Below are 14714 nucleotides of genomic sequence, written 5' to 3' on the forward strand. Positions count from 1 at the left end.
TTACCGTTCTCGGAACCATCCAGCTCCTGCTTATCGGCCAGACCATCGCCATCGGTATCAGCCTTCGTCGGATCGGTACCAAGCTCCTTCTCCTCGCCGTCGCTGAGGCCATCACCATCGGAATCAGCGTTCTTCGGGTCGGTGCCGTTCTTTACCTCGTCGCCATCATTGACGCCGTCACCATCAGAATCAGCCTCGAGAGGATCGGTACCACGCTCCTTCTCCTCACCATCAGTCAGGCCATCACCATCAGAATCAGCCTTATTCGGATCAGTACCGTCCTTGGCTTCCTGCTCATCGGAGACACCATCGTTGTCGGAGTCCTTCGCAGGCTCAGACTTGTTGTCGTCCTGATCCTTCTCGTGACCATTAACCGCAACCTCAGCAGTAACAGGCTGGTCCAAGGAGGGATCCTCAACAGTCACGGTAATCGGACCATCAACACCCTCACCCGGCGTCACCAGAACCTCACCGGTTGCCGGATCAATCTTGGCCGGAACGGCCTTGCCGTCTTCGTCCCTGGCAGTCACCGTGGTCTTACCCGTCGGGTTCTCCACCTTCACACCAGTCGACTGCTCATCATCAGTCGGCTCAACAGTGTTCGGTGTATCAGCACCGTCAATGGAGACCTTCGGCCGCTCGGGAGCATCCTCGTCCTCCGCGGTCGGGTTAGTGCCGGCCTTGACCTCATCACCATCATTGACACCGTCACCGTCGGTATCAGCGACGTTCGGGTTGGTACCAATCTCAATCTCAGTACGGTCAGTCAGACCATCACCATCAGAGTCAGCCTCCTTCGGATCCGTCGGCTCATTGCCGTACTCACCGTTCTTCGAACCGTCAAGCTCTTCCTTATCGGAAAGGCCATCACCATCGGTATCAGCCTCGGTCGGGTCGGTACCCAGCTCCTTTTCCTTGGCGTCAGTCAGACCGTCACCGTCGGTGTCAGCCTTGGTCGGATCAGAACCAAGCTCCTTTTCTTCACCATCGCTTAGGCCATCGTCATCAGAGTCAGCCTTGAGCGGATCACTGCCATCGGAGACTTCCTGGCCATCCTCGACACCATCGCCGTCGGAATCAGACTTCGTCGGATCGGTACCACGCTCCTTCTCCTCACCATCAGTCAGGCCATCACCATCGGAGTCGGCCTTGTTCGGGTCAGTACCGTCGGCAGCCTCCTGCTCGTCGGAGACACCGTCACCATCCGAGTCCTTCACAGGCTGTTCAGGAGTCTCCTCCTCCGCGGTCGGGTTAGTGCCGGCCTTGACCTCATCACCATCATTGACACCGTCGCCATCGGTATCAGCCTCATTCGGGTTGGTACCAATCTCAATCTCAGTACGGTCAGTCAGACCATCACCATCGGAGTCAGCCTTGGTCGGATCCGTCGGCTCGTTGTTGTACTTACCGTTCTCGGAACCATCCAGCTCCTGCTTATCGGTCAGACCATCACCATCGGTATCGGCCTTAAGAGGATCAGTACCCTTCTCCTTCTCTTCACCGTCGCTGAGGCCATCGCCATCGGAATCAGACTTCAGCAGATCGGTGCCATCCTCGATTTCCTGGGCGTCATTGACACCGTCACCATCGGAATCAGCCTTGTTCGGATCAGTACCGCGCTGCTTTTCCTCACCGTCGCTCAGGCCGTCACCGTCGGAGTCAGCCTTATTCGGATCGGTGCCGTCGGCTTTCTCTTGCTCGTCGGAGACACCGTCACCATCGGAGTCCTTCACAGGCTCCTCAGGGGTCTCGTTTGCGACAGTCGGGTTAGTGCCGGCCTTGACCTCATCACCATCATTGACACCGTCACCATCGGTATCAGCAACGTTCGGGTTGGTACCAATCTCAATCTCAGTACGGTCAGTCAGACCATCACCATCAGAGTCAGCCTCCTTCGGATCCGTCGGCTCATTGCCGTACTCACCGTTCTTCGAACCGTCAAGCTCTTCCTTATCGGAAAGGCCATCACCATCGGTATCAGCCTCGGTCGGGTCGGTACCCAGCTCCTTTTCCTTGGCGTCAGTCAGACCGTCACCGTCGGTGTCAGCCTTGGTCGGATCAGAACCAAGCTCCTTTTCTTCACCATCGCTTAGGCCATCGTCATCAGAGTCAGCCTTGAGCGGATCACTGCCATCGGAGACTTCCTGGCCATCCTCGACACCATCGCCGTCGGAATCAGACTTCGTCGGATCGGTACCACGCTCCTTCTCCTCACCATCAGTCAGGCCATCACCATCAGAATCAGCCTTATTCGGATCAGTACCGTCCTTGGCTTCCTGCTCATCGGAGACACCATCGTTGTCGGAGTCCTTCGCAGGCTCAGACTTGTTGTCGTCCTGATCCTTCTCGTGACCATTAACCGCAACCTCAGCAGTAACAGGCTGGTCCAAGGAGGGATCCTCAACAGTCACGGTAATCGGACCATCAACACCCTCACCCGGCGTCACCAGAACCTCACCGGTTGCCGGATCAATCTTGGCCGGAACGGCCTTGCCGTCTTCGTCCCTGGCAGTCACCGTGGTCTTACCCGTCGGGTTCTCCACCTTCACACCAGTCGACTGCTCGGCGTCGGTAGCTTCCACCGGGGTCTTGGAGGACTCGTCGAGCGCTACCTGCGGCCCAGCCGGCTTATCGTTCGCGTTATTCGGATCGGTGGGGGCAGAGTTGCCGTCGGCATCGGTGTTGTTGACCTCGTCGCCGTCGCTAACACCATCATCATCGCTGTCCGCGTTGGTCGGATCGGTCGGCACGCCGTTGTTCTTGGAGCCGTCGAGCTCTTCCTTGTCGGTGAGGCCATCACCATCGGTGTCCGCCTTCTTCGGGTCGGTACCCTTTTCAGCCTCTTCCTTGTCAGTCAAACCGTCATTGTCGGAGTCAGCGGTTGCATCCTTAACGACGAGCGGGAAGGTCTGGGTACCAGTGCTGTCACCGTCGGTCACCTTGACGGTGACGTTGTATACAGCGTTGCCGTCCTCAGTTACGAGGTCCGCGGCGTCCTTTTTGTATGCCGGAGTACCCGTGATCTGGCCATTGTCGTCGATGGAGATTCCCTCCGGCGCACCAACGAGCTCGTACTTGGGGTTGGAAAGCTCGGCGCCGTCTGCAGTCTTAGCTTGAACCTTGATCGGAGTGATGTCCTCATCACTCCAAGATTCCTGGCCCTTAATCTTGTCGACTACCAGGTCCTTCGGAGCTGGCTTCTCGTCGCCAGCTGGTACCTGAACCACGATGGTGTCGGTGTATTCCTTGCCATTGATGGTAACGGTGACCGGCAGCTCGAAGGCCTTAGCTGGAGCACCAGGCTCTTGCTTTGGCACAGAAATGGAAGCAACACCCTTGTCATCGAAGGTGACCTTGGTGCCCTCAGGAGCATTGGAGGTATCTGCCGTGAACTTGGATCCCTCAGGCAAGGTATCCACGGGCTCACCGTTGAGGGTCAGCTTCGGAGAAACCTTAGAGGTGGCATTCTCGCCGTCGACGGCAAGGTTCTCCAGTGCTGGGTAATCAACGCCGTAGTTCTCCTCAGCACCCGGGGTCTCCGGATCGGTAGGAGTCTCCGGCTCCGATGCGTCCGCAGCCGTAACCTTTACGGTTGCCGGCTTCGACGGCTTCTTGCCATCCTCAGTTGCCACGGCCTTGATCTCATCATCGGCCTTGAGTTCTTCGCCCTCAGGAATATCTGCAGTGAAGGTACCCGGATTATCCGGATCCTCCTTTGCGGTGACTTCCTTACCAGACGGCAGGGTTACTTTCACCTCGCTGCCTGCAGGAGCCGTGACAGTGACCTTGGTGTCATCAGCCTTCACCGGATCGATGGTCGGGGTCTCGGTTACTTCGGTCGGGGCATCCTTGGTGGCCTTGAAAGTACCACCCTTGGTGCGCTCGCCATTCGGGGACTCCGCAACAAGGGTGTACTCCGTACCGTCTTGCAGTTCAAGCTTGCCGGATTTGAACTCGCCCTTTTCGATGGCGGCGGCGTCGTCAAGCGATGCAACGTCGATAGCGTCATCAGCCTCATAGTTCAGGTTGCCGTTTTGGTCTTCGTTCAGCTTGTCAGTCGGCACAGCGACAATCTTGACCGGTGCGGCGTCAGCATTCGTGACATCAAGCAGCGGGATGTCCTTGCCCTGAGTGTCCTTATCCTGCTCACGCTTAATGGTGCCCGACAAAGATTCGATCTTCGGGAGGACTTCCTTCTCACCCGGCTGCGGAGCAGCAGGCTTGAAGGACTTCGCGTCTACCGGATCGGTGCCATCGGTAAGGACCTCGACATCGTCGCGAATACCATCGCCGTCGGTATCTACAGCCGACGAGTCGGTACCAAGTTCACGCTCGTAGTCGTTAGTGAGCCCATCCCCATCGGAATCCGCAATGTTGAGGAAGTCGGACTTGAGCGTGTTCCTCAGCAGCGTCGGCTCAGCACCGCCGTCTTGCTTTTCGTCGTTCGGCAGGGTCTTAGGCCACTTGTCCGTAAAGTCCACCGAGATCCAGGAGGTGGTGTCGATACGCTTACCGTACGGGGAATTGGCAAGGTTTTCGGCCCCCTTCTCAAGCTGGTACTCGATGGTAAAGCTGCCGGTGGCGTTAGACGGGAAACCCACGATGTTGCTCGTGTTGACCCACACTTGGTCCTTAGTCTTTGCGTCAATGTCGGTCCCGTGTGGGACGTAGGACAGTTCGGGGCGAGTTGCGGTAGTTGCGAGCCCTGTCTCCTTGTCGAAGTCCATCTTCCACTTCTTCGCGCCCTTAAGTGGATTGCCTTCCATATCAGACTTGTAGACCGTGACGTCGGTAATGTGCTTCGCTACATCAGGGCTGATGTACTCGTTAAGAATCCAGTTCCAGTACCGGTTGCCAGAGTAATCAAAGAACGAGAACGTGCCGGTGGCGGTGGACTTGATAGACCTGTTCTCCTGGTCGTACTTCAGCTGCTTAGTGATACCGTTGTTGCCGAACACACTCTCTCCGGTGCCCTCGAAAGTGCTTGAGGGAATGCCATTCTTCCCCGCAAGCTGACTCTTGCTAACGAGGTTCACGTGCTGGACGGAATTATTGAAGATTCGACCATCCTTACGGACCCAGTAGTAGTCAACCTGCGAACCCTCTGCCGGGAGACCAAGATCCTCAATCTTCTTGCCATTCTTCAAGAAGATCTGAATATAAGAAGCATACGGGACACCAGATGCGCCAGGAAAGTTCCTAGTGTTTTCGAACTTCAGTCCCCACTCAGAGCCCTTCGGATCACGCTTGGTAAATGAACCCTGTTGGTCACCATTCTCACCCACCAGCTCAATGCGGGCGATCTGGGAGTAGAGGGCCTTGTCACGGAATCGGATGTACTGGCCGTTCGCATCCGTATCCCCCTCCGGGGTCTTACCGGTATTCCAAATCGCCTTCCTTAGATGCGGAACCTTGAAGACGTACTGCGGGTTGTTTTGCTGTGCGTCGGTGAACGCGGGCACAAGGCCGGCATAGAGAAGGCCGTCCTCCTCACCGTTGTCATTGATTCGCCCGGAAGCCGCCGGAATGTAGTTGCCGTCGGCGTCGGTAATTTCAGCCGCTTGCGCCATCTGAACGGTAGTCGGTGCAGCGATCGGCTGCGCAAATGGAGCGACAAGCGCAAGCGAAAGCGCTGCTGCTGCGATCGACGTCCCGCGACGGCGGGAAACATTATGCTTCTTCATGCTATGAAATCTTCCTTCCACGAAGATGTTCTGGACAAAGAGAAAGCCCGAGAGTGCGTAGGCAAAAACACCCACGTCAGCTAACAGTGGAAAGCGCCACGCCGACTTTCACACCGGTAAATCTAGTGAAAACACGCGTGTTACGTCCAGGCGTTTCCCGCCGGACGACGAGGCTCTAAGGTACAACTATTTGAACGTTCAATTAACCGTAAAGGGGCAACAATCGTCATTGAACTGCACCTTTAAGGCGAGGAAGCGGATTTGACAAAGGTCCACGAGCAACTTTCTCTCGGCTATCACCTAAGTCGAGTCCCACAAAAATTCTCAGCAAACCGCTCAGCTAGCATTGCAATATTGTTCGACAGGGCTAACCCTATCGTTCACGAGAGGGAAAATATAGCCCGCCTTAACGTTCCCCATACCCCCAGCTTAACTGCCACCATTGCCCACTGCGACGGTCCGCCTCGGACTTCATGGATACACAAATGTAGCAAAAATAGTTTTTCTGAACGAACGCTCAACATAAGAAGACTAGTCGAACTTAAATGTTGCCAATAATTGTCAATTCAGTCGCTGGTTATACCCCCCCCCTAAGGAGGGGGAGCAACGAGAGAATCGAGTGCCACCGCCTCTCTCGCAACACTCCGAAAAGGCGCGAGTTACCGCTCCGCTTCTAACTGCTTCGCCGCCTCTACGGCTCGCGCTTGGGCTTCGTCAATTGTGTCCGCGGTGGCGAGCACTATCACGGTGTCCTCGTGGACCTCGACCGTCACCTCGTCGACGGCCATTGCCTGTGCGATCTGTGCGGTGGTGGGGTTCACGCCGTGGAGGAAGGCGGCGGCGCCGGGTGAGGTGAGCGTGACGTCGATAGGCAAACCCGCGGTGGCGCGCGCGTGCAGATCGAGCTGGTTGACACGCTGGGTCACGCGCGTGAGCAGGCCGTCCGCGTCGGGGCGAGGGGTGGCCTGGGAGAAGTAGACCTCGTCGCCGTCGACAAACAGCTCGATCGAGTACACACCTCGGCCCGCGATCGCGCCGCTAATGCGCGCCGCGATCGAGCGGGCGTTATCAGCAGCGGCCTGCGACAGCGCCGCCGGCTGCCAGGTTTCCACGAGCTTGCCTTCCTCGTGGCGGGTGCCAATCGGCTCGCAGAACCAGGTGGCCAACTCCCCCGTCGCCGGGTCGATGGAACGGGCGGTGAGAATGGTGACCTCGTAATCAAAGTCAATGTACTGCTCCACCGCCACCGGCTCGGAGGCGCGCTCGGGACCGCAGGCCGTCTGCGCCTTGGCAAACGCCTCGCGCAGCTCGGAGGCCTCGCGCACCACGGACTGGCCTTCGCCGGCGGTGGAGCGCCCCGGCTTGACCACCAGCGGGTAGCCCACCTGCTCCGCGCACGCCTCGAGCTCTTCCACGGTGTCGACGAACTTGTACGCCATCGTCGGCAAGCCAAGCTCCTCGGCCGCGGTGCGACGCACGCCCTCGCGGTTGCGGGTCATCCGGCACGCCTCCACCGTCGGGAACAGCTCGCAGCCCGAGGTATCCACCAGCTCACGCAGCTTGGTCAAGTCCGTGCCCTCCCCCGCCACGGTAATGTCCGGGGTCATCGCACCCGGCGCGCCCTGCTCAAACGTGCCCACCTGCACCTCGTAGCCTAAGCGGCGGAAAGAGGTTGCAAGCTCCTCCTCCACCGCGGACGTGCCAAGGATGAGCACCTTCGAGCGCTTCGCCGTATTCATAGGCGCCTACTTTATGTCCCGGCACTGCCCTGGGCAAACAGGCGCGCTGGGGAAACGGTGACGAGTTACCGCGCCATGACGTCGTTGCGCACGATCGTCTGGTCGCGGCCCGGGCCAACACCGATGTAGCTCATCGGCGCACCGGAGAGCTCCTCCAGGCGCAGCACGTAATCCTTCGCCTTCTGCGGCAGCTCGTCGAACGTGGTGCAGCCGGTGATGTCCTCGTCCCACGCGGGCATGGTCTCGAAGATGGGCTCCGCGTGGTGGAACTGGGACTGGGTCAGCGGCATCTCGTCGAAACGCTCACCGTCGACGTCGTAGGCCACGCAGATCGGGATTTCACCAATGCCGGTGAGCACGTCCAGCTTGGTCAGGAAGAAGTCCGTGAAGCCGTTGACGCGGGCCGCGTAGCGGGCCACCACCGAGTCGTACCAGCCGCAACGGCGCTTACGGCCGGTGTTCACGCCGACCTCACCGCCGACTTCCTGCAGGTAGTCGCCCCACTTGTCAAACAGCTCCGTGGGGAACGGGCCCGCACCCACGCGGGTGGTGTAGGCCTTCACGATGCCGAGCGAGGCCGTGATCTTCGTCGGGCCGATGCCCGCACCCACACACGCGCCGCCGGCAGTGGGGTTGGAGGAGGTGACGAACGGGTACGTGCCGTGGTCCACGTCCAGCATGGTGGCCTGGCCGCCCTCCATGAGCACGTGCTTTCCCTCGTCCAGTGCCTTGTTCAGGGTGTACTCGGCGTCAATCACCATCGGCTTGAGCCGCTCGGCGTAGGACATGAAGTACTCGAAGATTTCGTCCGCCTCGATGGCCTTGCGGTTATACATCTTCACCAGCATCTGGTTTTTCACATCCAGCGCGGACTCGATCTTCTGGCGCAGGATCGACTCATCAAAGATGTCCTGCACGCGCAGGCCTACGCGCGCCACCTTGTCGGCGTAGGTGGGGCCGATGCCGCGGCCGGTGGTGCCGATGGCGCGCTTGCCTAAAAAGCGCTCCTGCACGCGGTCCAGCGTCTGGTGGTACGGCGCGACCATGTGGGCGTTTCCGGAGATTCGCAGGCGCGAGGCGTTGGCTCCGCGGGCCTCCAAGCCGTCGATCTCCTCAAACAGCGCCTGGAGGTTGACCACCACGCCGTTGCCCAGGATCGGGGTGGCGTTCTCGCTCAGCACGCCGGCCGGCAGCAGCTTCAACTCGTACTTCTCGCCGCCGACGACGACGGTGTGCCCGGCGTTGTTGCCGCCGTTTGGCTTGACCACGTAGTCAACCTTGCCGCCGAGAATGTCGGTGGCCTTCCCCTTGCCCTCGTCGCCCCACTGGGCGCCCACAATGACGATGGCGGACATGCTCACTCCTTATATCAGGCAGTAATCCGCGCTTATTGTAGCGTGAGCCCTATGCGTCTTATTCATTGCGCGTGCGCTACCAACCTCACTGTGCCGGGTGCTCAGCACCACCAACTCCCCGCCGTACCGACGCGCAAGGACCTGCGCTTCCTCGACGCTGCGGCGAAGCAGTGCCTGCCGGAGGACCCCACTCCGTCGCTCACGGAGATCCAGGCCTCCCCCAACGTCGCGCACCTTGGCCAGCCGGCGCCTGCGCCGCAGCAACCTGACGAGCGCCTGCGCATCGTCGTCTCCGGCACCGACAAGGCGCTCGCCGCCGTCCTCACCCGGATGATGCGTGGCGACTACCTGTGGGCGGAGGTCGCTTACCTCCCCGTCGATCCCTCCTCGCCCGCAGCGGTGTTGTGGGGATTGAGCGGGCTCGACCGCGACTCCCTCATCTCTCTTGCCACCTCTGGGCCCGTCGTGCCGTCGCCGTGCGTGCGCACCGACACCGGCGAGGTGGTCGCGGGGGCAGCCGCGATCTACCACGCCGACGGCGCAAGCGAGTACGTCGGCGAGATCGTCATCGACTCGGAGCGGCTCCTCTACCGCAGCGGCTCCGAGCCCTCGGCGCGCTTCCACGGACAATTTGGCGCGCGCCTGGTACCTACCCCCGGCGCCCCGGGAATTGCGTCCTCCGCCCTGACAACTCCGCTGGTCCCCACCGGGCCTGTCTCCAGGCGCTCACCGGCGCAACTCGAGCGGTTGCGCCGCCTCCCCCTCCTCCGCGGACTCACCCGCAACGCGGGCGTTGCGCCCGGTCAGACGGATTCCTCGCGCGTACTCACCGGCCGCGCCCTGCAGTCCGGCGGAGACGCCATCACCGTCGAGCTCGACGGGGTGGTACGCCCCCGAACGGTGGAGCGGGTGACCTTTTATCGGCACCTCCGCGACATCCAGAGCGTCAAAATGGGGGCAAATACAGAGCTGTGACACATCTCACATTGTCTATTTCTTTACGCCCATACTGAGGTGGCCGTTATCACTTCGAGATATTTATCCAGCGCGCACACAGCACCTTAAGTCGTTCAAACGTCACGTTCTTGCAGGTCACCGTTAGTGGCGCGGGGATTGTACCGATGGTCCGCGAATCCGTCATTAGTTCATTTGTTCGATCTGGCGAAAAAGGGCCGACCTGAGACGGCCGTTCAAGCGAGAATCTCAGATCCGCCCTACATTCGTTCTTGTTCGCAACGCAGCGAAGCGCGAGCCAAGTGCTCGCAGGCTTCGTCGCTAAGCGAGACAGTCCGCACAATGGGCTGAGTTAGATAGACCCCTGAACGAACTCGAATCACGAAGGAGCTTTTCAGCACCATGGCTAACACCAACCGCATCGAAGATCTGGCAAACGCCACCGCATACGACGTTGACGGCGACAAGATCGGCGGCGTCAAGGACGTCTACGTCAACGACACCTCCGGCCAGCCGGACTTCGTGTCCGTGAACCACGGCCTGTTCGGCGCCGGCACCTCCATCGTTCCGCTGCGCGGCCACACCCTGCGCGACGGCGAGCTGCACCTCGCATTCCCGAAGGGCCGCATCGAGGACGCTCCGGATCTGGACGAGAACGGCCACCTCACCACCGAGGACCAGGATGCGTTCTACCGCCACTACGGCCTGACCGACACCAAGGACGTCACCACCTACGACACCGGCCGCCACGCCGCTGCTGGCACCGGCACCGCTGCTGGTGCTGCAGGCGTCGCAGGTGCCGGCGCTGCCGCTGGTGAGCGCGAGGTGACCACCGACGAGACCGCTCGCGCAAACGCTGCTGCCGGCACCCGCGAGAACGTCGCTGACACCGACAAGGACGCGATCATCCGCTCCGAGGAGCAGCTGAACGTGCAGAAGGACCGCGTTGAGTCCGGCCAGGTTCGCCTGCGCAAGTACGTCGTGAACGAGACCGAGACCGTCGAGGTCCCGGTTGAGCGCGAAGAGGTTCGCGTTGTCCGCGAGCCGATCACCGACGCTGACCGTGCCAACTACGACGGCAAGATCGGTGAGCAGGAAGCTTCCGTCACCCTGCACGAGGAGCGCGTCAACGTCTCCAAGGAGTCCGTCCCGGTGGAGAAGGTTGCCCTGGAGAAGGACACCGTTCAGGACACCGAGCGCGTCTCCGAGGAGCTGCGCAAGGAGCGCTTCGACACCGACGGTGTCGAGGGCGTTGTCGACGGCAAGGACACCAAGAAGTAAGCCCCTTCGCCGGTAGGTAACCGGCACACCCTTTCACGAGAGCCCGGTGGGTACCACTCCCCACCGGGCTCTCGCACGTCTTCGGGTGGGCGCTATTCGTCGTAAAGCTCAGGCGGGTACTTGGGCGAGGAGGACGTCGGCGCGAGCACCGACGCCGCGGACTCGTGGGACATGCCGCTGACTTCGAGCAGGTCGACGATGAGCGAGCGCGTCTGCGCCAGGATGGCGTACGCCGAGAGCACCGCATCCTCCGGCACCGCGTCCATCGACGCGCGCTGGCCCGCCACGCGCAGCTCGTTGACGATGCGGGGGATGGCGATTGCCTGCGCGCGGCGCGAATCAACCCCGTACACCTCGGAGAACTCCTGGCAGATGTGCGAGAGCGTGTCGATGAGCTCCACCTGCTGCTCCGTCACCGCATCCCCGTCCTCGCACAGCACGTGCGCGCGGCGCGCCAGCACGCGGGTCGTGCGGACCGCGTTATCCACCGGCGGGATGACCAGCGAGAGCGAATTGATGTAACGGCGCACGCTCCACAGGAACGGGGAAATGCGGATCGACTCCTTGCCGGACTTCACCGCCGACGCCATCTGGTCAATATCCGTCTGCGAGCTACGGATGGCCTCGAAGGCTTCGTCGATGATCTCGGGATCGCGCTCGCGCAGCCCGTTCGCAACGTCGTTAAGCACCGAGCACAAAATGCCCATCACCTTCGAGATCTCCGACCTCGCGCTCTGCATCGGCGCCTGCGGAAGCAGCGCCAGCGTCACCATCGAGACCACGACGCCGACGATCGCGTCGAGCGTCCTATCAATGCCGGTGACCTCCGCGCCCGGCGGCATGATCGTGGCAATGAGGACCGAACCGATCGCCACCTGGTTAATTGCCAGCTGCGACTTGGTAAAGAACGACGCGATCGCGAGCGATCCGGAGACAATCAGCGCGATCTGCCAACCGCCCTCGCCCAGCCGGTAGAAGAGAAGGTCCCCCACCAGCACGCCGATCGTGCCGCCGATAGCCAGGTCCCACGCCTTGGAGAGGCGCTCTCCGCCCGTCATGCCGATCATGATGATCACGGAGATCGGGGCGAAGAACGGGCGCTGGTGGCCGAGCAGGTCCTTGGCAATCCAGTACGCGAGGCCCGACGCGATGCCGATCTGCAGGATGGGCAGTAGGCGCTTCCGCACGCGCAGCAGGCGCGACTGCACCGACTGGTCGACCTGTTTCAGCCGTTCTTTCGTAGTCAGCCGGTGCTTCGCGCTCCCGGCGTCCTTCTGTTCCTCCATGGTGCCTACATTAGCCACCGGGCGGGCGCACGCACGAGAAAACGCCGCCCCACCGCGACGAATCAGCGGGGACGGCGCTACTGGTCTGCGAAAGCCTTACTTGGACACGGTGTGACCCACGGAGCGCAGGTCCTGGCAAGCCTCGATGACGCGCTGGGTCATCGCAGCCTCTGCCTTCTTCATGTAGGAGCGCGGGTCGTAGACCTTCTTGTTGCCCACCTCGCCGTCGATCTTCAGGACGCCGTCATAGTTCTCAAACATGTGCGACGCGACCGGGCGGGTGAACGCGTACTGGGTGTCGGTGTCAACGTTCATCTTCACAACGCCGTAGCCCAGCGCCTGCTCGATCTTCTCCTTCTCGGAGCCGGAGCCACCGTGGAAGACGAAGTCGAACGGCTTGGAGCCAGCATCCTGGCCCAGCTTCTTCGCGGCAACCTTCTGGCCCTCGTCCAGGACCTCGGGGCGCAGCTCGACGTTGCCCGGCTTGTACACGCCGTGGACGTTGCCAAAGGTAGCGGCCAGCAGGTAGCGGCCCTTCTCGCCGGTGCCCAGGGCATCGATGGTCTTCTCAAAGTCCTCCGGGGAGGTGTAGAGGTTTGCACCGTGCTTTGCCTGCACGCCGTCCTCCTCGCCGCCGACGACGCCGATCTCCACCTCGAGGATGATGTTGGCGTTGTGTGCCTTCTCCAGCAGCTCCTGCGCGATCTCCAGGTTCTCATCGATCGGGATGGCGGAGCCGTCCCACATGTGGGACTGGAACAGCGGCAACTCGCCGCGGTCGACGCGCTCCTGCGAGATGGCAATCAGCGGACGGACGTACTCGTCCAGCACTTCCTTCTGGCAGTGGTCGGTGTGCAGCGCGATGTTCACGTCGTAGTGCTTCGCAATCTCGTGTGCGAATGCTGCCAGGGCCTGCGCACCCGCGACCTTGTTCTTCACGCCCAGACCGGAGCCGAACTCAGCACCGCCGGTGGAGAACTGGATGATGCCGTCGGACTCAGCCTCAGCAAAACCCTTGATGGCTGCGTTGATGGTCTCGGAGGAGGTGCAGTTGATGGCCGGGAATGCGTACCCGCCCTTCTTGGCACCGTCCAGCATCTGGTTGTAGATCTCGGGGGTTGCGATTGGCATGGGGAATGTCCTCCCTTGTTGCTCTTGGTAGTACGTAGCCCAGTATGCACCTTTTACAGTCCGGTTGCACGAGAAATTCTCGCAGCTGCCTCGAGCAGCATCCATCCCGACAGTTGCACGGAGAGATCGCGCTCGTCGATACGCACTAAGCCCACGGCCTCGCTTATCGACGCCGGCCCAAACCCATAGTTATGCGGCAGCAGCGCATCCTCCGTCCACTCCGCAGCGAACACGGGCAGGCCATCGACTTCCAGCCGGTGCTGCCACAGCGATTCCGCCGAAGCGCGGACCAGCCGCGCGGCGATCTTCCTCGTCGCAATGTTCTCCCGGCTGTCCCGCGGCAGGCGCACCGCCACCTCCGCCAGGTAGCGGGCGAGGATCCCCTTGAACAGGCCGCCGTCGCCGTCGCCCGACTCGTACTTCGGGCTGATGATCACGCCCTGCGGGGTGGCCAGGTGCAGGGCGATGGCCTGCACGATCGCGCGGATGTGCGTGATGTAGAACACGGAGGCGTCGGCGCGCTCCGAGTTGGCAAAGGAGTCGATCGGTTCGTCGTGGTCCAGCCCCGCATCGTCGCGAAGCGCAAGGGCGACCTCGAGGCTGGCGCCGAGCACCGTGCCCTGGTTGTAGGTGTAGATTTTCTCCACGACCTCGGGGCCGTGCATGCGCATACGGATCCCGTCCTCAAGCAGGCCGTTCTCGCGCACCAGGTTGTCAAAGATCCAGTCCAGGATTTCCCGCGACTTGTCCAGCCGGCCGGTGCGCGCGAACAGGATCGCTGCCGGGCCGTTGGACGGCACGTTGTAGAAGGTTTCGGCGCGGCGCCACGGCAGGACACCGGTGACGGGGTCGATGCCCTCGAGCAGGTCGAACTCGAGCTTGTCCAGCGCCTTCGACCGGTGAATGCCGTCGAGCTGGAGCGCGCGGTTCCAAGCGAGGGCCAGCCAGGCCTTGTCGTCGTAGTACTTGTTGGCGGTGAGCCGCCACACCGAGCGCACGCTCATCGCGCGCAGTGTGTCCTGCAGGCGGTGGCGGCGCTCCAGCGACGGCTGGCGCAGCGCCGCATCAACCTGGCAGTCGATGTAGTGTGCCTGCCACCAGAAGTGCCAGTGCCAGTACAGGCGGTCCTTCACTCCCGGCGGCCAGGTCACGACGGCGAGGTTGGTGCCGGGCATGCCCCACAGCTTCTGTGAGTGGCGCCTGTGAATGGCCTGCTCCGCCAGGTCGGCCCGATGTGGCCACACTGACCCGGATTCTGACACCTACTGCTCCAATCACGCGCGA

7 protein-coding genes and 1 pseudogene are annotated in these 14714 nt (G+C 61.4%); 2 read left to right on the top strand and 6 right to left on the bottom strand.

Annotation, left to right across the window (positions count from 1 at the left end):
* The 3 genes and pseudogenes from OVO38_RS08705 to OVO38_RS08715 all read right to left on the bottom strand — a co-directional run.
* Positions 1–5684 (bottom strand): annotated as a pseudogene (locus OVO38_RS08705) (hypothetical protein); the annotation flags it as partial.
* 659 nt (positions 5685–6343) lie between these two features.
* A complete protein-coding gene (locus OVO38_RS08710; protein ID WP_267208266.1) occupies positions 6344–7423 on the bottom strand; it encodes an ATP-grasp domain-containing protein in 1080 nt (359 codons plus the stop codon).
* 65 nt (positions 7424–7488) lie between these two features.
* A complete protein-coding gene (locus OVO38_RS08715; RefSeq protein WP_267208267.1) occupies positions 7489–8778 on the bottom strand; it encodes an adenylosuccinate synthase in 1290 nt (429 codons plus the stop codon).
* A gap of 51 nt (positions 8779–8829) precedes the next feature.
* Between OVO38_RS08715 and OVO38_RS08720 the strand changes: the two genes are divergently transcribed.
* Complete coding sequence (locus OVO38_RS08720; RefSeq protein ID WP_267208268.1) at positions 8830–9753, top strand: hypothetical protein; 924 nt, start codon at positions 8830–8832, stop codon at positions 9751–9753.
* 381 nt (positions 9754–10134) lie between these two features.
* On the top strand, positions 10135–11013 hold the full coding sequence (locus OVO38_RS08725; protein ID WP_267208269.1) for a PRC and DUF2382 domain-containing protein: 879 nt from the start codon (positions 10135–10137) through the stop codon (positions 11011–11013).
* A 92-nt stretch (positions 11014–11105) separates the two neighbouring features.
* On the opposite strand, the gene OVO38_RS08730 is transcribed toward OVO38_RS08725, so the two are convergent.
* The 3 genes from OVO38_RS08730 to OVO38_RS08740 form a co-directional block, all read right to left on the bottom strand.
* Positions 11106–12299: an FUSC family protein gene (locus OVO38_RS08730; protein WP_267208270.1), complete on the bottom strand. Its 1194-nt coding sequence runs from the start codon at positions 12297–12299 to the stop codon at positions 11106–11108.
* Positions 12300–12395: 96 nt separating this feature from the next.
* Positions 12396–13430 (bottom strand): class II fructose-bisphosphate aldolase, encoded by a 1035-nt coding sequence (gene fbaA, locus OVO38_RS08735; RefSeq protein WP_095536080.1) that lies wholly within the window; start codon positions 13428–13430, stop codon positions 12396–12398.
* Positions 13431–13483: 53 nt separating this feature from the next.
* Positions 13484–14605, bottom strand: a complete 1122-nt coding sequence (locus OVO38_RS08740; protein WP_095547933.1) for a glycoside hydrolase family 76 protein — start codon at positions 14603–14605, stop codon at positions 13484–13486.
* Positions 14606–14714: the final 109 nt, after the last annotated feature.

Source organism: Corynebacterium sp. Marseille-P8863 (genome assembly GCF_946902955.1).
Lineage (GTDB): Bacteria > Actinomycetota > Actinomycetes > Mycobacteriales > Mycobacteriaceae > Corynebacterium > Corynebacterium gottingense.

What these genes read in the sequence shown, in the direction of transcription:
- OVO38_RS08740 (WP_095547933.1), bottom strand. Translation starts at nt 14,605, where the DNA reads ATGCCCGGCACCAACCTCGCCGTCGTGACCTGGCCGCCGGGAGTGAAG.
- OVO38_RS08715 (WP_267208267.1), bottom strand. Translation starts at nt 8,778, where the DNA reads ATGTCCGCCATCGTCATTGTGGGCGCCCAGTGGGGCGACGAGGGCAAG.
- OVO38_RS08720 (WP_267208268.1), top strand. Translation starts at nt 8,830, where the DNA reads ATGCGTCTTATTCATTGCGCGTGCGCTACCAACCTCACTGTGCCGGGT.
- OVO38_RS08725 (WP_267208269.1), top strand. Translation starts at nt 10,135, where the DNA reads ATGGCTAACACCAACCGCATCGAAGATCTGGCAAACGCCACCGCATAC.
- fbaA (WP_095536080.1), bottom strand. Translation starts at nt 13,430, where the DNA reads ATGCCAATCGCAACCCCCGAGATCTACAACCAGATGCTGGACGGTGCC.
- OVO38_RS08710 (WP_267208266.1), bottom strand. Translation starts at nt 7,423, where the DNA reads ATGAATACGGCGAAGCGCTCGAAGGTGCTCATCCTTGGCACGTCCGCG.
- OVO38_RS08730 (WP_267208270.1), bottom strand. Translation starts at nt 12,299, where the DNA reads ATGGAGGAACAGAAGGACGCCGGGAGCGCGAAGCACCGGCTGACTACG.